Below are 19,607 nucleotides of genomic sequence, written 5' to 3' on the forward strand. Positions count from 1 at the left end.
ATAAATAACTTATAGGTAAAAAACACACACTTAAATGTCCTACACTGTGAACAAATAGTGTGACAACAGGAGCTAAAGTTCACAGTGAGAAGATTACTTAATCTGTCAAAAACATGGTATTTTTTGGGACTAATTATTTGGGTAGTACCATTACTATTATTTAATCATGGGCAAGATAGTTTTATTGCTCACGATGAAACTACCTACGCGGTACGCTCTCGATGGATGCTAGAGTCTGGAGATTGGTTAACTCCCCAATCTTGGTCAGAACTTGCTTACGAAAAAACACCTGGATTCTATTGGATTTTAGCATCTATTTATACAATATTTGGTATTAGTGAAGTTACATCTCGATTACCTTCCCAAATAGCTTCTATTATTAGCATTTTTCTGGTTTATGAAATAGCAGCAATGTTATTAAATAAACGCATAGCTTGGTTAAGTTCGGCAATTTTAGCTGGATCTTTTTTGTGGTTACAAGTCAGTAGATTAGTTGCTCCAGATATTATTACTATTTGTATTGCACTTTTCGGTATTTTCTGTTTATTGAAAGCGGGATTAAATTCTAGATATGGTCGTTATTGGATTTTAGGTACAGGGTTAAGTATTGGATTAGGATTTTTAATTAAGGGTCAATTAATTTTTGTACCATTTATCGCTTTACTCCCTTATTTAATTTATCAAAATCGCCAACATCAGCATTTTAATAATTATCTCTTATATCTCGGTTTTCTCATCGGTTTTGTACCTGTAATTACATGGTTTTTGTTAAGCTATCAGCGTTATGGAGTAATAGTTTTTGAACAATTTTTTGGTTTCGTAACAAAACTAGCAACGGAACAACGTAATGGACATTCCCCTTTTTACTATTTATGGAATCTGCCTATTAAATCATTTCCTTGGCCTTTATTTAGCATTTTGGGTGTATTTTTAGTCTGTCGTCGTTCTTTGATTAAGAATATTTTGATATTAGTTGTTTGTCCTGTAATTATTTTTTTAGAAATTAGCATAATTTCTACTCGTTTACCTCATTATACTTTGATAATTTGTCCTTGGATGGCTATTCTAGCAGCCATAGCATTAGATTGGTTAGGTGAAATTTATAATCAGCATTTTCAGAAGACAAAGTATTTTTTCTTACCTCGGAATTTAAGTTATGTATTTGGCAGTTTAGGTGCTGTTGTTTTTCTTGCGGCTATTATTCTCAATACAGGAATTTTGCAAATTAGTGTTAGTGATGGTGCAGATATTAAAAGTTATTCATCAATAGGGTTAGTGTTAGGATTGGGTTGGTTAAGTTTACCGATAATTTGGCTGGCTCGTCATCGTTTTGACCATAAATTTTTAACCACTAATTATTGGTTAGCTGGTTGGTTAGTACCTGCGTGGTTGGCTATAGCTGTAGCTGGTAGTCATGGTTTATTAAGTAATTACAGTCCTGATGTAAAATTGTTTGTACAGCAACCAGAAATTGCTTCTGTAATCAACGAAAATACTATCAATTTTGTGGTAGAAAAAACAGAAACTATGACAACAGGTGGTGATAAAGCACTATTACTACTTACTTTTGAAACGACTCACTGGGGAAAAAGATTTCAAAAAGTTGCAGATGTTCCTATTAACAATTATGCTTGGGTTAGTCCTGAAGCGGAAGTAGGATTATTAATTAATGAACGTCAAATTGGTACTTTTAGAGATTGGAAATTGATTCAAGTAATTGAAAGAAAATAAATTCACTCACTTACCTTTGTAAATATCACTTTCAGTGGGGTTAGTGCGATTACTATAGTGGGAGATGTGCGATCGCAAAGCACCCCGCAGGAATCGCTCTTAGTTAGACTATGGTGGAGAGATGCAATTGTGCGAAGCGCAGTACCAAAGGCGATAGCGAAGCGCTCCGCAGGAATCGCTGAGATAAGGTCAGTGAAAAAACAAGTTTCAGGTTATAGAATATAGAATTAGTCCAGATGGTAGTAATATTCCACTTTACTATGGGGAGATAAAAATAAATGCAGACAACCAATACCACGTCATACCCCGCACCAGATATAGTGAAGAATAACTGGGAATTTACAGAAGTATGGATAGATCCGATGTTATCACCGACCTATATTCTGTTATTGCTTTGCGACAGTGAAGGAAATTGTCAAATTTATGATCCAAAACAAGGTGAGAAGGTTGTATTTTCTAGTAATAATTATGAAGCAGCTAAGTTATGGTTACTAGAAGATGAGTATGAACCAGTTGAAGGTAGGCTTTTAGCTGCGGAATTAGTGTGAGTTAGTATATTTTTTGTTTCACGCAGAGGCGCAGAGGCGCAAAGATGCAAAGAGGAGAAGGAGTGATATATTCGTTATAATGAGTTTTATTGAGGAGTACGGGTCATTCCTACATCTGAGCAGAAAACGCAGTTATTTATTTTGTGTTGTTGGTTAACTAAACTATATTTACCCATAAACTTGGTTCGAGTTGATAAACGTACAGGTAATGTATTTATTCTCGCGGGTGAAGAGAATATGATAGAAATATATCCTAATGGTAAATGGAGGTATGTGGTATGAGTCAGCCTAACTTCCAAGGTATGAGTACAAAGCAATTACGTGCTTATGTTTTATCTCATCGAGATGATCAAGAGGCATTCTACATTTATGTAGATAAATTAAATGCTGAGGCAAATTGGGTGGAAATGCCACCATCAGAATCTGTTGATGATTTGATGAATTTTCCTGAGTTTTTGCAGCGTCTTAGTAATGGTAAAAGATTAATTGAAAGTGAAGAATAACTATTATGATTTTTACTGATGTGTTAGAAGCAATAAAAGGGTTTTCAATTGAAGAAAAGTTACAAATTCAATTGTTATTGCAGCAATATTTAAGAGAAGAACGCCGCGAGGAAATTTATCAAAATTTGCAAGCACCGAAGCGAGAAGAAGAAAATGGTGAACTTACATTTTCCGCAAATATTGATGAATTCAAACAACAGTTTCTCAGCCGTCGTGAACTTATAAAGTTACCTATAGAGGAACGAAAAAAGATTTTAGCGTCACAATCTGATTTAATGTTAGAGCATTACCAGCAAGATAAAGAATGGCAAGAATTACAAACGGGAGACATTCATCCACCTTTTCCTTTGACTGGTAATTAATCATGCAAATCACTATTTCACCACATCTACAAAGTACATATAAATTAATTCCAAATGCTTTCCCCAAGGGAATAGAATCACAATCTTATTTACCGCTTTTAGCATTACTCAGTGAAGAAATGTCAGATAGAAATTTAGCTGAAGTTGTAGCTTATTATAGCGGTAAAGATTATAGTCTTGTCCTCAATGATGTATATCGGATACAGTCAATTGATGTACCCACATCTGAAGCTATTGCTAATTTAAAGGAAAAATTACTTGTGTGTGGTTATGAACAGTGGCTTGAAGAAGAATAAACTGTACTACTAATCAATTATAATAAACTAATCACGAAAAAGGATGAAACAAAATGCAAGCCATTCTCCTCAGCAGCGAAGAAGTCGCAAAACGTGCCAAAGAATTATATGAAAATGGCATTCGTCAACAAGTAGAAACAGCAGAAAACATCGGTAAAATGATAATTATTGATATAGAAACAGGTGAATATGCTATTGATAAAACAGGCATAGAATCAGCGCATTATTTACGGAATAAAAACAGATTTGCTCGACTTTTTGGTATTCGCATTGGTTACAAAGTGGCTGCATCATTTAGTGGAGAAATGGAGCGTGATTATCCATGATAACTGGCATTATCAAAAATGGACGTGCAACTGTTAATGTCATATTTCGATTGCCAGAACAACCAGATTTTACAATTGAATTTGTGATTGATACAGGTTTTACAGAATTTCTTTCCTTACCTCCCGCAGCCGTGAATCTTTTGGGATTCCCTTTTGTTTATGATATGTACGCAAATTTAGCAGATAATAGCCGTGTGCTTTTACCAGTACATCAGGCTACTATTATTTGGAATGGTGAGGAAAGAGTAGTTAATGTATTAGCTACAGGAAAGCTACCATTATTAGGAACTGGTTTACTTGATGGTTATGAATTATCTATCCAATTTACAGAAGGTGGTTTAGTAACAATTCAAGAATTATAATCGCTCTTAGTTAGATGATGGTGGAGATGTGCAATTGTGCGGAACTCAGTACCAAAGGCGATAGCGAAGCGTTCCGCAGGAATCGCTTTTAGTCTTGAAAAATATTATTTAACTCCCCAGGTAAAATCACTAGAATTTCTGAACCTAAAAATCCAGACACATCACGAGTTACAATCACATCTACCATTGATTTCATAGCACAAGCATACTGCACAGCATCCTCAAAATCTTGAAAATTTAAAGCTACTGCTGTTTCTAAAATATTTTTATCAACTGTACAAATATGTAAATCTATGAGAATTTGAGAAATTGCATCTTGAGCAACTTTTACACCTGCTGCTTTACGAATAATATAATAAATATTAGTAATTGTAGTAGCAGCAATAAACCCTATAATCTCACTTGCATCAATTTTTGCAAATAGCTTGACTGCATCTTCTACAAAAGGTTCTCTTTCTAGTAAAAAATCTAAAACCACATTCGTATCAATAAAAACTCGCTTCATTTGTATTTTTGGCGTTGCTGAACCGAGGTATGAAATTGAAAAATCAAAAAAATGAAACTCTTACTCTCTGTGACTCTGCGCCTCTGCGTGAAATAAAATCATACTCTTAATCAGCAACGCCGTATTTTTCAGTTAGATAAGTGACATAATCTCCATTAATATTCTCATTATTTGAGATATTTACACTCTTAGCAATACCACGCAGTCGAGATAAATTACCCTTCTTTGATGGTGATATAGTTTCTTGTTGTATTGATTCTAATACAGTTTGTACCAATTGCCAGCGATCGCTCATTGGTAACTGTAATACTTGTTTTTGCAATTCTTGTAATGTCATGAGCAGATATCAAAAATTATTCATTTTGATTATATATCAATTTAACTGATGGTGAAGATGTGGGATCACATAGCATCTCGAAGATATCGCCTTTTGCAAAGAGTAACTATAATCCCCGATAATCCATCATCTAGAGCCTTAAATGTGCAACCAACACGAAAATTAGGAATAAACGATATTATTATATTAGGTACAGGTGATCAACTAAATATTGTCACCACCACAGCAGATGCAAAAGCTGTGAGAGCCGTTTCTTCTCGTATGTTCCCAAAACAAAAAAACGCTCCCCATAATTGGAGAGCGTTTTCTATTTAACTAAACCGATTAACCGTTGATTGCAGGAGCGCTTAAAGCAACAGGAGCAACATCAGCAGCAGCCAAGTCTAGGGGGAAGTTGTGAGCGTTACGCTCGTGCATTACTTCCATACCTAAGTTAGCGCGGTTGATTACGTCAGCCCAAGTAGCGACTACGCGACCTTGAGAATCCATGATTGATTGGTTGAAGTTGAAGCCGTTCAAGTTGAATGCCATGGTGCTGATACCCAAAGCTGTGAACCAAATACCAATTACAGGCCATGCAGCGAGTAAGAAGTGTAGTTGACGGCTGTTGTTGAAGGAAGCGTATTGGAATATCAAGCGACCAAAGTAACCGTGAGCAGCTACGATGTTATAGGTTTCTTCTTCTTGTCCGAATTTGTAACCGTAGTTTTGCGATTCGTTTTCGGTTGTTTCTTTAACTAATGAAGAAGTCACCAAAGAACCGTGCATTGCGGAGAACAAAGAACCACCGAAGACACCAGCTACACCTAACATATGGAAGGGGTGCATCAAGATGTTGTGTTCTGCTTGGAACACGATCATGAAGTTGAATGTTCCAGAGATACCTAAAGGCATACCGTCAGAGAATGAACCTTGACCGATTGGGTAGATCAAGAATACTGCGGTTGCTGCTGCTACAGGTGCAGAGAAGGCTAGGCAAATCCAAGGACGCATACCTAAGCGGTAAGAAAGTTCCCATTCACGACCGAGGTAGCAGAATACGCCGATCAAGAAGTGGAATACTACCAACTGGTAAGGACCGCCGTTGTACAACCACTCGTCTAAGGAAGCAGCTTCCCAAATTGGGTAGAAGTGTAAACCGATAGCGTTGGAGGAAGGAACTACTGCGCCGGAAATGATGTTGTTTCCGTAGAGTAAAGAACCTGCAACTGGTTCGCGGATACCATCAATGTCAACTGGAGGTGCTGCGATGAATGCAATTACGAAGCAAGCGATCGCAGAGAGGAGGGTAGGGATCATGATTACGCCGAACCAGCCGATGTATAAACGGTTGTCGGTGCTTGTGATCCACTCGCAGAAGCGGCTCCATACGTTAGCACTTTCGCGCTGTTGTAAGGTGGTTGTCATGTGTTTATAATTGCGTTTGAGTTATGTATGTTCTGGTAGGTGTTTCTACCTCATGCCTTTATAGTAAGCCTTATATTTCGATTTGTAAAGGGGTTTTCGTAATATTTTTTGATAAATCTAGAAACCTGGGTCGTCTTTATGGCTATAACCTAGATATGGCAAGGCTTTCTACTGTTAATATTTTTTATAACAACTTTTAATTTTCTTGTTAAATAGGTAGGTGGAGGAACCTCTGACGAGCGTAGCCATCGCATAGCTTACTATAATTGTGACTATTTAGGGCTTGCTGATAGCGCAGCGTGGCGTTAGCCATATAAAGCTAAAACCGTTTATTAATAAAGGTTTCGCGGATTCTTGTCACAAAAAATTGCCAGGTTTTGGTTGATGGTTTCTCCAAATAGGTGCATTTTTCCTTGTCGGATTTGGAAAATTGAGGATATCCATATAGCTAAAACTGTTCCCTGGCTTCACGGACAACTTTTATGGCTTACGCCACGCTACGCTATCAGCAAACCCTATTTATACTGCAAACGGTTCATAGTTTAACCAAATATGAAACCCCTCTGGTAAACCTCTCCAGTATTAAATGTTATTCCTTTTCCCTCCTCCTAAGAGGAGAGGATTAGGGAGAGGTGCAAAGGAGAGGCTTTGAACCCTGTTCTTTGTATGATAAAAAAGTCCAGCTTCTAGCCGTTTTGAGTATATTTCTCCACAACAGCTAATTTTAAAGGATACAAAGGCTCAGATCCATTTAACTGCCAAATTCTCAATACCAACACAGCAGCAACAGTTAGCCATACACAAGAAAAAGATAAAATCATTCCCGCTAAAGGAACAGTTTGCCAATAAATTGCTGTCACCACTATAGCTGATAACCAAGGACCTAAAATCACCATAGGAACAGCAGCACCTAATCTCCGTTCTACGGTAAAAATCGTATTCCAAGTATCTCCTAAAGCTAGATGGATAACAAACAGAATTAACGGCAATATCAAAAATTGGTGATTCATTTCCTGCCAAATTAACACCGAAGAAATTACCCGCAAAACTGCAATTATCATCCAAACTATGGGAAATGCTAAAGGTGGAGGAGACCATTTTGGTCTAACTACTTGATCATACGTTGTCCGAGAACGAGTATTATCTAAAAGGGAGAATATCCGGGAACGGATACTTAATAAAGCAAAAAATAATGCGGTAACTAAAGTGCTAAACCAACTAGGAAAAAAAGAATTATTATCAATCAATGTTACCAATTTTTCCATTCCCAGCAATACAAGAATCATCACTCCTATTTGTAGGATAGTTCCTAATTTATAAACTAGAACTGCCTTGATATCTAGTTCTTGTGTATCCACTGCTGATGTATTTAGAGACTGTTCTTGATTCCCAGTTTTTACACCCATTACTATATTGACAACCTGTTCAAGTATGCCACCATTATTGGATTGATTCATAATTAAAAGATAGCGAGTAGTTTGTAGTTGGTCATAATAAGTTATTATATGATATGTATGCAAATTTAGCAGCTAATAGCGGTGTACTTTTATCAGGATATCAAGCCTCCATTATTGGGAATGATGTAGCTTTTGGTAAAAGATGCGCGATTGGGTTATCATTAACTCAACTACTTGATATCATTGTTAATCTAAAATTCTCTTACTCTACCAAATACTAATATGTCATTTGTTCCTTTACATATTCATAGTGATTACAGCTTGCTTGATGGTGCTAGTCAACTACCAGAATTAGTAGATAGAGCGATCGCATTAGGAATGAAAGCGATCGCCCTCACAGATCATGGTGTCATGTATGGCGCAGTTGAACTGATTAAAATCTGCCGCAACAAGAACGTTAAACCAATAATTGGCAACGAAATGTACATTTTAAACGGTGAAATTGACAAACAAGAACGCCGTCCCAAATATCATCAAGTCGTATTAGCTAAAAATACCAAAGGTTATAAAAACTTAGTTAAATTAACCACAATTTCCCACCTTCAAGGTGTTCAAGGTAAAGGCATTTTTTCCCGTCCTTGTATTAACAAAAACTTACTCAAACAATATCATGAAGGTTTAATAGTTACCAGTGCTTGTTTAGGTGGAGAAATTCCCCAAGCAATCATGAGTAATCGTCCAGATGCAGCCAGAAAAGTTGCCAAATGGTATAAAGATGTATTTGGGGAAGATTTTTATTTAGAAATTCAAGATCATGGTTCTCAAGAAGACCGAATTGTTAATGTAGAAATAGTCAAAATTGCCAGAGAATTAGGAATTAAATTCATCGCCACCAACGACTCCCATTTTATCTCCTGCTTTGATGTAGAATCCCACGATGCCTTGTTATGTATTCAAACAGGTAAACTCATTAGCGAAGATAAAAGAATGCGATATAGCGGCACAGAATACCTCAAATCATCAGAAGAAATGCACCAGCTATTCCGTGACCATTTATCCGATGATATCATTGCTGAAGCGATCGCCACAACGGAAGAAATTGCCGATAAAGTTGAACCTTATCACATCATGGGTGATCCCCAAATTCCCACACCCACAATCCCTTCAGGACATACAGCAGATACTTATGCAGAAGAAGTTGCATGGCTGGGACTTTTAGAAAGATTAAATCGTAAATCTCGCCACGAAGTAGATCAAGTCTATAAAGAAAGATTGGAATATGAATTAAAAATGATTCAACAAATGGGATTTTCTACCTACTTTTTAGTAGTGTGGGACTACATCAAATTTGCGCGAGATAATAATATTCCCGTTGGTCCAGGACGGGGTTCTGCGGCTGGTTCATTAGTAGCTTATGCCATGAAAATTACGAATATTGATCCCGTACATCATGGCTTACTATTTGAAAGATTTCTCAATCCTGAACGGAAATCAATGCCGGATATTGATACAGATTTCTGCATTGATAAACGAGATCAAGTCATTGATTATGTAACTAATAAATATGGTGTTGATAGAGTTGCTCAAATTATTACTTTTAACCGTCTCACATCCAAAGCAGTTTTAAAAGATGTCGCTAGAGTATTAGATATTCCTTATGGGGATTCTGACAAAATGGCAAAAATGATTCCTGTAGTCCGGGGTAAACCTACTAAACTAAAAGTGATGATTTCAGATGAAACACCCGAACCAGAATTTAAAGCCAAATATGATAATGATCCCACTGTCCGGCGCTGGATTGATATGGCTATGCGAATTGAAGGAACTAACAAAACCTTCGGTGTTCATGCTGCTGGCGTAGTTATCTCCGCAGAACCATTAGATGAACTTGTTCCCCTACAACGTAATAATGACGGTTCTGTAATTACCCAATATTTCATGGAAGATTTAGAATCATTGGGATTATTAAAAATGGACTTTTTGGGTTTGCGGAATCTAACCCTAATTCAAAAAACAATTGATTTAATTGAACAAAGTAAAGGATATAAAATCGATCCTGATGAAATTACCGGACAAGAAAGAAAAGCACAAAAAATATTAGCCAAAGGTGATCATACTAACTTACCAAAAGATGTTGCTAAAGCTTATTCACTATTAGAAGCTGGTGATTTAGAAGGAATATTTCAATTAGAATCTTCAGGAATGAAACAAATAGTCCGAGATTTGAAACCTTCAAACATTGAAGATATTTCTTCTATTTTAGCATTGTATCGTCCAGGTCCATTAGATGCCGGATTAATTCCTAAATTTATTAATCGTAAACATGGACGAGAAGAAATTGAATATGATACTCAAATTTTAGAACCAATCTTAAATGAAACCTACGGAATCATGGTTTATCAAGAGCAAATTATGAAAATTGCTCAAGATATGGCTGGTTATAGTTTAGGACAAGCTGATTTACTTCGTCGCGCTATGGGTAAAAAGAAAGTATCAGAAATGGAGAAACAAAAGCAAAATTTTATTGATGGTTCTGCAAAAAACGGTGTAGTACCCCAAGTCTCTGAACATTTATTTGGGGATATGTTGAAGTTTGCCGAATATTGTTTAAGTTACGACACAGAAATTTTAACTGTTGAATATGGTTTTTTACAAATTGGGGAAATTGTCGAAAAACAAATTGAATGTAAAGTTTATACTGTTGATAGTAATGGGATACTTTATACTCAGTCAATTGCCCAATGGCATAATCGCGGACAACAGGAAGTTTATGAATATTTATTAGAAAATGGCGCAATTATTCGCGCTACAAAAGATCATAAATTCATGACTGAAGAAGGGCAAATGTTACCAATTGATGAGATTTTTTCTCAAGGGTTGGATTTGTTACAAGTGGGTGTGCATGAAAATATGAATTTATTTCACGCAGAGGCGCAGAGTCGCAGAGGTAAGAGCTTTGGCGGTCACTATAAGTGAAAACTTCCAATTAAGCGAGATATTGGGGATAATGAGTAATATCTAATAAGTAATTGGACAAAAATATTTACAGTCATTGCGAGGGAAGGGAAGCAATCACAACCATTGGAATTGCTTCATTTCACTTCGTTATATATGGCTAACGCCACGCTGCGCTAACGCAATGACATTGTGTAATTAATTCTGTCTCACTACTTATCAGATATAGCCAAAGAGACGCAGTAGTTGTCAGTAGGGGCGGGGTCTCCCTGCCCTAAGAGTAAGCAACTACACTTTGTTTCCTAATGCCTCTGGCACTCTGCACGAACAGAATGACATTGGGCATTTCTTTTTGTGGAGTTCTCTAAATTGTATTACTAATAGGTTTTAAATTTAAAATTACCTGAGTCCGCTTTTTACTATGTCAAGCCTACACTGACTTCTGGAGTGCAGTGTAGGAATATGTCACGCATTCTGGGGAGCAGGTATACTATCGGCTGTCGCTTCTGAACGAGGAAAAGTCGGTAAATCAATACCACCATGATTTGCGTAGCGGTTTTTGAGCGCTAAACGGTAACTCACACTTTGCAATTCGGCTTGCAATTGGCGATTTTCTCGTTGTAGGATTGTTACCTTGTCTCGTACTGGTGTCATGCGTTCCTCAAACTTACGACGGTAAATTTGGGGCAATTCTTGTACTACTTGCTCTAACATTCGACTACGATCAGTTAGTTCCTGCACAGACTGGCGTAATTGATATATCTCTGTATCACGATTCGTAATTTGTTCTTGGTAGAAAGTTACCTGTTGTTCTACAGCTTGGATTTGATCTCTTAAAGCTTGCAATTGACTGGAATCTATCTCTGATTCAGATTTTGGTACTGTAAAGTTAGTATTCCCCTTGACTAGCCGAAATAGTTCCTGTGATAACTGTTGAACTAATTGATCACGCAGTTGCAAGTCTTGGCGCAACTGGGATATTTCCGTAGACAGTTCTTGGATGCTTGGTATATCAGATTGGCTCACGGCACTTAAAGCTCTTACTTAATATATATACAGTTATACTTGATTTTTGACTTGCGCCGATTGTATCACATACTGAGCAATTTGATTAAAATAATTTAGCGATTTCTGTACTATCTCAAAACGACTTGATTGTTTGATTCTAAAGTAGGGGTTTAGCAAGAGCTTCATTGGTGTCAACTTAACGTAAAACCTCTATCCCGCAAAGAACTCAAGTTACCTCATTCCCAGTCTCTGACTGGGAATGAATTCTAGAAGGCTCTGCCTTCAATAATATTAGAGGCAGAGCCTCATTAACTGCATTCCTAGTCAGAGACTAGGAACGAGATGTGGTAGGGATTTGAGATTAAGTTGACACATATCAGCAGTGCTAAACTCCTACACATCTAGGTTCTTTGTCATTTTGCAAAAGTTTATATCTCACCCGTGTTTAGTATATAAGTAGTTGCTTGTATCTAAAATATTTATAGAATTATTAATTAAGGCTTGCTGACTCCTGACTCCTGACTCCTGACTCCTGATTTCTTGATGGTGCAGCATGACACAAGCCATACTGCTGAAATCCTAACTAATCACTTGAGAAAACGCGGTTATTAAGCTGCTACAACTTCTTCTGCTGGTTTTTCTTGGTGAACTTCCTGCTTGACGGTCATATAACGAATTACTTCTTCGCTCAATCGCATCGCCCGTTCCATGATAGCAATTACTGTTCCAGGACCTGTGTAGTTAAGTTGAATATAAACGCCATCACGATGTCTTTGAATTTCATAAGCTAGACGACGTTTACCACGGTTTTGAATTTCAATATTCTCAGCGCCGTGTTCACGAATGAGGTTTTCGTATTTAGCAATTTGTTGTACTACCTGTTCATCTCCCAAGTCAGGACGCAGGATGTACATGGTTTCGTAAACTGTGGTCATGTTTTTTAAATTTACCTTTTGGACAAAATGGCTGAAGAGGTGTTAATTCACACAAACATTGCTGTGAGCGATAATTTTATTGATCAACATCTCAAGCAACAAGGAATTTTGACAATTTTTTAGCTATTCTACACTAACACAATTTTTAGCAGGATTTGTCCACTGGTTGATAGTTTGTATAGTTTGTCAATTAAATTCATCAGGTCTTCCATATTTATCTTATAATTTTACAAGTTTTCAATGGCAATCATTAACCACATTCTGCTGAAAGAAAGCATATTTAAGGATATTTGTCAAACTTATGGCGCAGCGATATGTGCGAGTTCAAAGTCAAGAAGGGAAAATTCACTATGGGTTGCTCCAGCTTACTCAGAATGTGGAGGTGCTAGATGCTCCACCTTGGTTGGATGGTCAACCTACGGATTTAATCCTGCCATCCAATTCTTACACGATTCTAGCCCCCTGTGCGCCTTCAAAAATTGTGGGTGTAGGCAAGAATTATGCTGATCATGCAGCGGAAATGGGGACTCCTGTACCTGCTGAACCGCTAATTTTTTTGAAACCGCCTACGTCTGTAATTGCGTCGGAAAAAGAAATTAAGTACCCTTATCAGTCTCAACGGGTAGACTATGAAGGAGAATTGGCTTTGGTGATTGGCGATCGCACCTGTGATTGTACCCCAGCCCAAGCCCAAAGTAAAATTTGGGGTTATACCATTGCCAATGATGTCACAGCCAGGGATTTACAGAAAAAAGACCCCCAATGGACTAGAGCCAAAGGTTTTGACACTTTTTGTCCTTTGGGTCCTTGGATTGTCCGAGAATTGAACCCAGGTGCGAGATTACAGACGTTTCTGAATGATCATCCCCACCCAGTTCAGTCTAATTGTATTGATCAAATGGTATTTTCTCCGGATTTTTTGGTGTCTTATATCAGTCAAGTGATGACTTTATTACCTGGGGATATAGTATTAACTGGTACACCGATGGGGGTAGGGGCTTTGCAAATAGGCGATCGCATCCGTGTGGAAATCGAAGGAATTGGTCGCCTAGAAAACACAGTTGTGGGGCGTTAGGGTACCTGCATATGTACTGCATCGGAAATCGCGGGAATTTCCGCATACTTCCCCATTAAAGACTGAGCAACGGAATAAACAACGGCTGCTAATATTCCCATAAAAATAGTTGTAAACAGTGTTTGCATAGCAAATCCACTACCAGGAACTAATTTCACAATATCAGTCAAGATGCTACATAAAAAGATCACAATATCTAAAATGATGGCTTGCATCGTGTTAAAACGAATAAAATGATGAATTTTCTCGTTTCTGACTACCAACAACCACAAAGCAAAGAAAATAATCATTCCCGCAAAGCGGACATCATAGTAAATTTTTAACAGTGGGAACAGAGGTAAAAATATCAGTTTTAAAAGGGGAAAATCATTCATTAAAAACTGACCAAAAGCAAACACCTCAATTAAAGGCAGCAAATAAGGTAAACAAGCGAAAATTCGCTCAGGGAAAGTTGTAGACCCGCGCCAAGACATTTTGTGTTCTCCTGTGGCTAAATTTCAACAGCTATTGAGCTTAGGATAACGCAGATGCTTGACCTTGCTGGTAAATCTATTTTATATTGGCGACGAGAAAGCCCATCACGCACTCATATTGATCTGGCTGTTGTTCTGTAAACTTATTAATTGCTTGACCACAGCGCAGTTTACCTCCACCCCAGCGAGGTTGTCCACTACCATTTGCTAGTAAACAAGAATTACAGACCTTTTCAGAGCTAAGGATTTGATTGTCCATGAAAATGACTAACATCTCAACCCCTCCGGTTTTCAAATAGGGCAATCTCAAAAAATGTTGGTAATAAGTAGGTTGGCGTTGAAAATTGTCGTTATAGCAAGGCAAGAGGCAATAGGCAATAGGCAATAGGCAATAGGCAAGAGGCAATAGGCAAGAGGCAAGAGGCAAGAGTAAAGAAGTTTTCAGGGATTTTACGTCTCTTTACACAGTTTGGTTTTATTGTGTTCACCTACTTAATGTAAGTCGCTAGTTAGGTAAATTGTCAGAATCAGGATGTCCAGGATTAAAGGATGAACAGGATGAAACCAGAGCTTTTTTTACCAATTACCTATTACCAATTACCCATTACCAGCCTCAACGAGATAACCAAGTAGTGAGACAGAATTAATTACACAATGTCATTGCGTTAGCGTTGCGTGGCGTTAGCCATATGGAACAAAGTGAAATGAAGCAATTCCAAGGGTTGTGATTGCTTCCCTTCCCTCGCAATGACTGTAAATATTTTTGTCCAATTACTTAGCAACTTGAGTTAATAACAAAAAGTTGTTCATTAAACCTAGTTTTATTGTATCTTGTATCTCTGGTAATTTTGTGAGTTTAAGTACAAAATAATACATAACTTCAGGCTACCACGTTGATTAAAGTCAACAATTCTTAGATAATTACTTTCCCCGTTCTCAAGAGACTTCCAAATAAAAAAATGTCCCAAAACTGATGCAGAAATTCTCTCTCTGTGTACTCTGTGCCTCTGTGGTTCGTTTCTTAGAATAATTTATTTCTTGGAAGTCTCCAAAGGTTTTCCGTCTAAATTCTTATAATAAACAAATTGCCTAATTTACAACTTTGGTAATAGGTTTAACCCCAATTTCAATTTTCATCAACTTTATCAGCATCATAAAAAATGACAAAAACTAACTCAGACCTGCTAAAAAGCTCCGATCCTGCCATTAATGAACTAATTAACCAAGAATTACAGCGTCAACGTGATCACCTGGAATTAATTGCCAGTGAAAACTTTACCTCCGCCGCCGTATTAGCTGCCCAAGGTTCAGTATTAACCAATAAATACGCCGAAGGCTTACCCGGTAAACGCTATTATGGCGGTTGCGAGTTTGTTGACAAAATTGAACAAATAGCCATTGACCGAGCTAAACAGCTATTTGGTGCGGCTCATGCCAATGTTCAACCCCATTCCGGCGCCCAAGCTAATTTTGCCGTCTTCCTGACCCTGCTGCAACCAGGAGACACAATTATGGGTATGGACTTATCTCATGGAGGACACCTGACTCACGGTTCACCAGTGAATGTTTCTGGTAAATGGTTTCAAGTCCGTCATTATGGCGTAAGTAAAGAAACCGAACAACTAGACTATGACCAAATCCGTGATTTAGCGATCAAAGAACGTCCTAAACTGTTGATTTGTGGTTATTCAGCCTATCCTCGGATTATTGACTTTGAAAAGTTCCGCAGTATTGCTGATGAAGTTGGCGCTTATTTACTTGCAGATATTGCTCACATTGCTGGTTTAGTGGCTACTGGTCATCATCCCAATCCTCTGCCTTATTGTGATGTCGTCACAACTACAACTCATAAAACCTTACGTGGTCCTCGCGGCGGCTTGATTTTGACCCGTGATGCCGACTTGGGTAAAAAGCTGGATAAATCAGTTTTCCCCGGAACTCAAGGTGGACCACTAGAACACGTCATTGCTGGTAAGGCTGTGGCTTTTGGTGAAGCTCTTAAACCTGAGTTTACAGACTATTCTGGGCGGGTGATTGCAAATGCTCGGTCGATGGCTACTCAATTACAAAACAGAGGCTTTAAATTAGTGTCTGATGGCACTGATAATCACTTGATGTTAGTAGATTTACGTTCTGTTGGCATGACTGGGAAGAAAGGAGATCAACTGGTTAGCACTGTGAATATCACCGCGAATAAGAATACAGTTCCCTTTGATACTGAATCACCTTTTGTTACTAGTGGTTTAAGATTGGGTTCTCCAGCGATGACAACTAGAGGTTTCGGTGTGGCAGAATTTACGGAAGTTGCGAATATTATTAGCGATCGCCTACTTTCCCCAGATTCAGATACAGTAACTAAAGATTGTTTAATGAGAGTGGCCGCATTGTGCGATCGCTTCCCATTATATCCCCACCTAGAAATTCCTGTACCAGCCCTAGTTTAAGCAACCTTGGATTAAGTGGAGGGTGGCCATTGTCCACCCTCTGTAACCCAGTTTTTATTATAAATTGGTGCTTGACAAAATTCTGAGTTTCGACTATGATTATGTTAAGAGTTGAAAAGTGTGCGCCCATATATATAGGCCGTTCATTCGTCAGCATTAGGATTTTCAAGATTTAAGGATTTTTAGCATCTGATCTTCAAGATGGTGGAAAACAGTAGAACGAATATTTTTTCTTAATCTCCATGTGTCACCATGCTGTAAATGAGCAACCCAGCTTTGCAAAACTTGTCTGATTGTTTCTTTGTCCAGAATCCCTCGTTGATGTTGTGAGATAGTTTTCTTAATTCTTTTAACGCTTTGACGTAAGCTATTACTACGGACTTTAATTTGCTTAGGTAACACACGAAAACCGACAAAATTTGCTCCGTGTTTAGTCTCAAATAATTGGCTTTTAATTGGGTGAATTTTTAATCTTAGACTGGCTAAATATCCTTCAATAGAAATTCTGGCATTAGCTAAAAAGATTTTATCATCACCAAATAAAGCAAAATCATCAACGTAGCGAATATACTTTTTACATTTAAGTTGATCTTTGATAAAATGGTCAAAACCGTTTAAGTAGACATTTGCCATAAATTGACTTGTCAAATTACCAATAGGTAAACCACGTCTTCTTCCTAAAGGTGATAATAAGTCATCTCCGGGAAAATAATGCACTACCAACTCTTGTTCATTACTATGGTCTATGATTTTATCAAGTAACCAGAGGGTATCAGCACATTTAATTTTGCGGTGAATTAGAGATTTTAAGATTTGATGATCTATACTCGGGAAGTATTTACGAATATAAGATTGAAAGATATATTTACTAGAACGAGCAAATTTTGTAAAGCGACGCAAAGCTCGGTGTGAACCATAACCAACTCGGTTAGCGTAAGAATCATGAATAAATGTACTTTCAAAAATAGGAGTAACAACACGACAAAGAGCATGATGTACTACCCTATCACGATAAGGTGCAGCAGAAATTAAGCGAGGCTTGGGTTCAAAAATTTCAAATGTTGTATATTCTCCAGGAGTATAGGTTTTTAATTTGAGTTCTGCTTGTAAATTAAATAATTCTCTTTCTAGGTTATGATTAAACTCGATAACATCAGGTTTAAATCGCTTTGCTTTTTGTGCTTGTTTTGCTGCTAGAAGTAAGTTACTAAAATCTGTAATTTCTTCCCAAAGATTACCATATCTTTTCATATCTAAATTCTTCTATATATACTCAAAATGGCTAAAAATTGGACTTTTTTCTAATACAAATAACAAGTTCAAAGCCTCTCCCCGTTGCGGGGAGAGGTTTGGAGAGGGGTTTCATATTTGTTTAAGCAATGAACCGTTTGCAGTATAATAATCCATGTAGGTTAGGTTGGCGTTAGGAAACCCAACATTTACAAAACTTCCTTAGCTTGCACTATCCCTTCGCCCAACCTACAATCTTATAAGTTATTTAACGTCAAATTTTCCTGTTGTTTTATCCAACCACCTAAATCTAAACCAATTTCGTTAATTAATTTTTGGATATATTCGTAACGGTCGGTGGAAATTAGATGAAAATCAAAAAGTAATCTGGTTTGATATCTGAGAATTTCTAGTTTAATATTAGAAGATCTTAATTCTGTGAGTTTTGGAGAACGATAACGAGCAATCAGCAATTCATCTAAAATGTCATAAAGAACAGTAGTGATTCTGTTACCTAGCATAAACTTATGATTTCGTGGTAAACGATTAATAATCGGTACATACCATTTAATTAAATCGTAAGTTTTCTGAATTATAGGTAAATCACCCATTTTTTATATGCTATTTTTGATGTAGTTTAGAATCGAGCAAGTCTTCGGTTTTACCCTACCAATTCTAGGTTATGATTAAACTCGATAACATCAGGTTTAAATCGCTTTGCTTTTTGTGCTTGTTTTGCTGCTAGAAGTAAGTTACTAAAATCTGTAATTTCTTCCCAAAGATTACCATATCTTTTCATATCTAAATTCTTCTATATATACTCAAAATGGCTAAAAATTGGACTTTTTTCTAATACAAATAACAAGTTCAAAGCCTCTCCCCGTTGCGGGGAGAGGTTTGGAGAGGGGTTTCATATTTGTTTAAGCAATGAACCGTTTGCAGTATAATAATCCATGTAGGTTAGGTTGACATTAGGAAACCAAACATTTACAAAACTTCGTTGGCTTGCGCTATCCCTTCACCCAACCTACAATCTTATAAGTTATTTAACGTCAAATTTTCCTGTTGTTTTATCCAACCACCTAAATCTAAACCAATTTCGTTAATTAATTTTTGGATATATTCGTAACGGTCGGTGGAAATTAGATGAAAATCAAAAAGTAATCTGGTTTGATATCTGAGAATTTCTAGTTTAATATTAGAAGATCTTAATTCTGTGAGTTTTGGAGAACGATAACGAGCAATCAGCAATTCATCTAAAATGTCATAAAGAACAGTAGTGATTCTGTTACCTAGCATAAACTTATGATTTCGTGGTAAACGATTAATAATCGGTACATACCAGTTAATTAAATCGTAAGTTTTCTGAATTATAGGTAAATCACCCATTTTTTATATGCTATTTTTGATGTAGTTTAGAATCGAGCAAGTCTTCGGTTTTACCCTACCAATTCTAGGTTATGATTAAACTCGATAACATCAGGTTTAAATCGCTTTGCTTTTTGTGCTTGTTTTGCTGCTAGAAGTAAGTTACTAAAATCTGTAATTTCTTCCCAAAGATTACCATATCTTTTCATATCTAAATTCTTCTATATATACTCAAAATGGCTAAAAATTGGACTTTTTTCTAATACAAATAACAAGTTCAAAGCCTCTCCCCGTTGCGGGGAGAGGTTTGGAGAGGGGTTTCATATTTGTTTAAGCAATGAACCG

At 37.1% G+C, this 19,607-nt stretch carries 26 protein-coding genes and 1 pseudogene; 14 read left to right on the top strand and 13 right to left on the bottom strand.

The genetic code is table 11. The features are described from left to right. Positions 1-123 precede the first annotated feature (123 nt). From NG743_RS04065 to NG743_RS04095, 9 genes are all read left to right on the top strand, one after another. The gene (locus NG743_RS04065; RefSeq protein ID WP_257121565.1) at positions 124-1,731 is read left to right on the top strand and encodes an ArnT family glycosyltransferase; all 1,608 of its coding nucleotides are present in this window, start codon (positions 124-126) and stop codon (positions 1,729-1,731) included. 214 nt (positions 1,732-1,945) lie between these two features. Continuing rightward, on the top strand, positions 1,946-2,062 hold the full coding sequence (locus NG743_RS26805) for a DUF6972 family protein (RefSeq protein ID WP_371316526.1): 117 nt from the start codon (positions 1,946-1,948) through the stop codon (positions 2,060-2,062). Then, positions 2,010-2,279: a hypothetical protein gene (locus tag NG743_RS04070; RefSeq protein ID WP_027404737.1), complete on the top strand. Its 270-nt coding sequence runs from the start codon at positions 2,010-2,012 to the stop codon at positions 2,277-2,279. Before NG743_RS26805 ends, NG743_RS04070 begins: the two co-directional genes overlap by 53 nt. A 141-nt stretch (positions 2,280-2,420) precedes the next feature. Beyond that, positions 2,421-2,561 carry a DUF6888 family protein gene (locus NG743_RS26810; RefSeq protein WP_371316489.1) on the top strand — a complete coding sequence of 47 codons (141 nt, stop codon included), beginning with the start codon at positions 2,421-2,423 and terminating at the stop codon, positions 2,559-2,561. After that, complete coding sequence (locus NG743_RS04075; RefSeq protein ID WP_027404736.1) at positions 2,558-2,782, top strand: DUF6887 family protein; 225 nt, start codon at positions 2,558-2,560, stop codon at positions 2,780-2,782. Before NG743_RS26810 ends, NG743_RS04075 begins: the two co-directional genes overlap by 4 nt. Before the next feature lie 5 nt (positions 2,783-2,787). Continuing rightward, the gene (locus NG743_RS04080) at positions 2,788-3,144 is read left to right on the top strand and encodes a hypothetical protein (RefSeq protein ID WP_236630654.1); all 357 of its coding nucleotides are present in this window, start codon (positions 2,788-2,790) and stop codon (positions 3,142-3,144) included. Between the two features lie 2 nt (positions 3,145-3,146). After that, positions 3,147-3,440 carry a DUF3349 domain-containing protein gene (locus NG743_RS04085; protein WP_027404735.1) on the top strand — a complete coding sequence of 98 codons (294 nt, stop codon included), beginning with the start codon at positions 3,147-3,149 and terminating at the stop codon, positions 3,438-3,440. Positions 3,441-3,493: 53 nt separating this feature from the next. Beyond that, a complete protein-coding gene (locus tag NG743_RS04090; RefSeq protein WP_015083190.1) occupies positions 3,494-3,766 on the top strand; it encodes a hypothetical protein in 273 nt (90 codons plus the stop codon). Continuing rightward, a complete protein-coding gene (locus NG743_RS04095) occupies positions 3,763-4,128 on the top strand; it encodes a clan AA aspartic protease (RefSeq protein WP_257121566.1) in 366 nt (121 codons plus the stop codon). The genes NG743_RS04090 and NG743_RS04095 overlap by 4 nt, the downstream gene beginning before the upstream one ends. Positions 4,129-4,216: 88 nt before the next feature. Here NG743_RS04095 and NG743_RS04100 read toward each other — a convergent pair whose 3' ends face one another. Then, positions 4,217-4,633 (bottom strand): type II toxin-antitoxin system VapC family toxin, encoded by a 417-nt coding sequence (locus tag NG743_RS04100; RefSeq protein WP_257121567.1) that lies wholly within the window; start codon positions 4,631-4,633, stop codon positions 4,217-4,219. A 106-nt stretch (positions 4,634-4,739) separates the two neighbouring features. Further along, positions 4,740-4,970, bottom strand: coding sequence for a hypothetical protein (locus tag NG743_RS04105; RefSeq protein WP_257121568.1), 231 nt, complete (start codon positions 4,968-4,970; stop codon positions 4,740-4,742). 57 nt (positions 4,971-5,027) lie between these two features. Here NG743_RS04105 and NG743_RS04110 point away from each other — a divergent pair, with 57 nt between their 5' ends. Beyond that, entirely contained in the window at positions 5,028-5,285 is a 258-nt protein-coding gene (locus tag NG743_RS04110; protein WP_035083346.1) for a DUF1308 domain-containing protein, read from the top strand. Positions 5,286-5,294: 9 nt separating this feature from the next. On the opposite strand, the gene psbA is transcribed toward NG743_RS04110, so the two are convergent. Together psbA and NG743_RS04120 are read right to left on the bottom strand one after the other, a co-directional pair. Beyond that, on the bottom strand, positions 5,295-6,377 hold the full coding sequence (gene psbA, locus NG743_RS04115) for a photosystem II q(b) protein (protein WP_027404089.1): 1,083 nt from the start codon (positions 6,375-6,377) through the stop codon (positions 5,295-5,297). Between the two features lie 686 nt (positions 6,378-7,063). Beyond that, the gene (locus tag NG743_RS04120) at positions 7,064-7,834 is read right to left on the bottom strand and encodes a TspO/MBR family protein (protein WP_257121569.1); all 771 of its coding nucleotides are present in this window, start codon (positions 7,832-7,834) and stop codon (positions 7,064-7,066) included. 53 nt (positions 7,835-7,887) lie between these two features. Between NG743_RS04120 and NG743_RS04125 the strand changes: the two genes are divergently transcribed. Then, positions 7,888-8,055: a hypothetical protein gene (locus tag NG743_RS04125; protein WP_160170660.1), complete on the top strand. Its 168-nt coding sequence runs from the start codon at positions 7,888-7,890 to the stop codon at positions 8,053-8,055. A gap of 1 nt (position 8,056) precedes the next feature. Next, positions 8,057-10,669: pseudogene (locus tag NG743_RS04130) on the top strand (DNA polymerase III subunit alpha); the annotation flags it as partial. 525 nt (positions 10,670-11,194) lie between these two features. On the opposite strand, the gene NG743_RS04135 reads toward NG743_RS04130, so the two are convergent. After that, entirely contained in the window at positions 11,195-11,755 is a 561-nt protein-coding gene (locus NG743_RS04135) for an Npun_F5560 family protein (protein WP_257121571.1), read from the bottom strand. A 590-nt stretch (positions 11,756-12,345) separates the two neighbouring features. Next, positions 12,346-12,672 (bottom strand): 30S ribosomal protein S6, encoded by a 327-nt coding sequence (gene rpsF, locus NG743_RS04140; RefSeq protein ID WP_027404731.1) that lies wholly within the window; start codon positions 12,670-12,672, stop codon positions 12,346-12,348. Between the two features lie 301 nt (positions 12,673-12,973). Here rpsF and NG743_RS04145 point away from each other — a divergent pair, with 301 nt between their 5' ends. Continuing rightward, positions 12,974-13,747, top strand: a complete 774-nt coding sequence (locus NG743_RS04145; protein WP_257121572.1) for a fumarylacetoacetate hydrolase family protein — start codon at positions 12,974-12,976, stop codon at positions 13,745-13,747. Here NG743_RS04145 and NG743_RS04150 read toward each other — a convergent pair. Together NG743_RS04150 and NG743_RS04155 are read right to left on the bottom strand one after the other, a co-directional pair. Continuing rightward, positions 13,744-14,220 carry a Tic20 family protein gene (locus NG743_RS04150; protein ID WP_027404729.1) on the bottom strand — a complete coding sequence of 159 codons (477 nt, stop codon included), beginning with the start codon at positions 14,218-14,220 and terminating at the stop codon, positions 13,744-13,746. The two genes, NG743_RS04145 and NG743_RS04150, sit on opposite strands and share 4 nt — an antisense overlap. 76 nt (positions 14,221-14,296) lie before the next feature. Continuing rightward, positions 14,297-14,494, bottom strand: coding sequence for a hypothetical protein (locus NG743_RS04155; protein WP_027404728.1), 198 nt, complete (start codon positions 14,492-14,494; stop codon positions 14,297-14,299). Between the two features lie 886 nt (positions 14,495-15,380). Here NG743_RS04155 and glyA point away from each other — a divergent pair. Continuing rightward, a complete protein-coding gene (gene glyA / locus NG743_RS04160; protein WP_027404727.1) occupies positions 15,381-16,664 on the top strand; it encodes a serine hydroxymethyltransferase in 1,284 nt (427 codons plus the stop codon). Between the two features lie 165 nt (positions 16,665-16,829). Here glyA and NG743_RS04165 read toward each other — a convergent pair whose 3' ends face one another. The 5 genes from NG743_RS04165 to NG743_RS04185 form a co-directional block, all read right to left on the bottom strand. Further along, on the bottom strand, positions 16,830-17,915 hold the full coding sequence (locus NG743_RS04165) for a reverse transcriptase domain-containing protein (RefSeq protein ID WP_257121573.1): 1,086 nt from the start codon (positions 17,913-17,915) through the stop codon (positions 16,830-16,832). Between the two features lie 236 nt (positions 17,916-18,151). Then, positions 18,152-18,505, bottom strand: a complete 354-nt coding sequence (avd, locus tag NG743_RS04170) for a diversity-generating retroelement protein Avd (protein WP_257121574.1) — start codon at positions 18,503-18,505, stop codon at positions 18,152-18,154. Positions 18,506-18,555: 50 nt separating this feature from the next. After that, complete coding sequence (locus NG743_RS04175; RefSeq protein WP_257121575.1) at positions 18,556-18,693, bottom strand: hypothetical protein; 138 nt, start codon at positions 18,691-18,693, stop codon at positions 18,556-18,558. A gap of 236 nt (positions 18,694-18,929) precedes the next feature. Beyond that, complete coding sequence (gene avd / locus NG743_RS04180) at positions 18,930-19,283, bottom strand: diversity-generating retroelement protein Avd (RefSeq protein ID WP_257121576.1); 354 nt, start codon at positions 19,281-19,283, stop codon at positions 18,930-18,932. Positions 19,284-19,333: 50 nt separating this feature from the next. Then, on the bottom strand, positions 19,334-19,471 hold the full coding sequence (locus NG743_RS04185; protein WP_257121575.1) for a hypothetical protein: 138 nt from the start codon (positions 19,469-19,471) through the stop codon (positions 19,334-19,336). Between the last annotated feature and the right edge of the window lie 136 nt (positions 19,472-19,607).

The organism is Dolichospermum heterosporum TAC447 (assembly GCF_024584745.1).
Taxonomy (GTDB): domain Bacteria; phylum Cyanobacteriota; class Cyanobacteriia; order Cyanobacteriales; family Nostocaceae; genus Dolichospermum; species Dolichospermum heterosporum.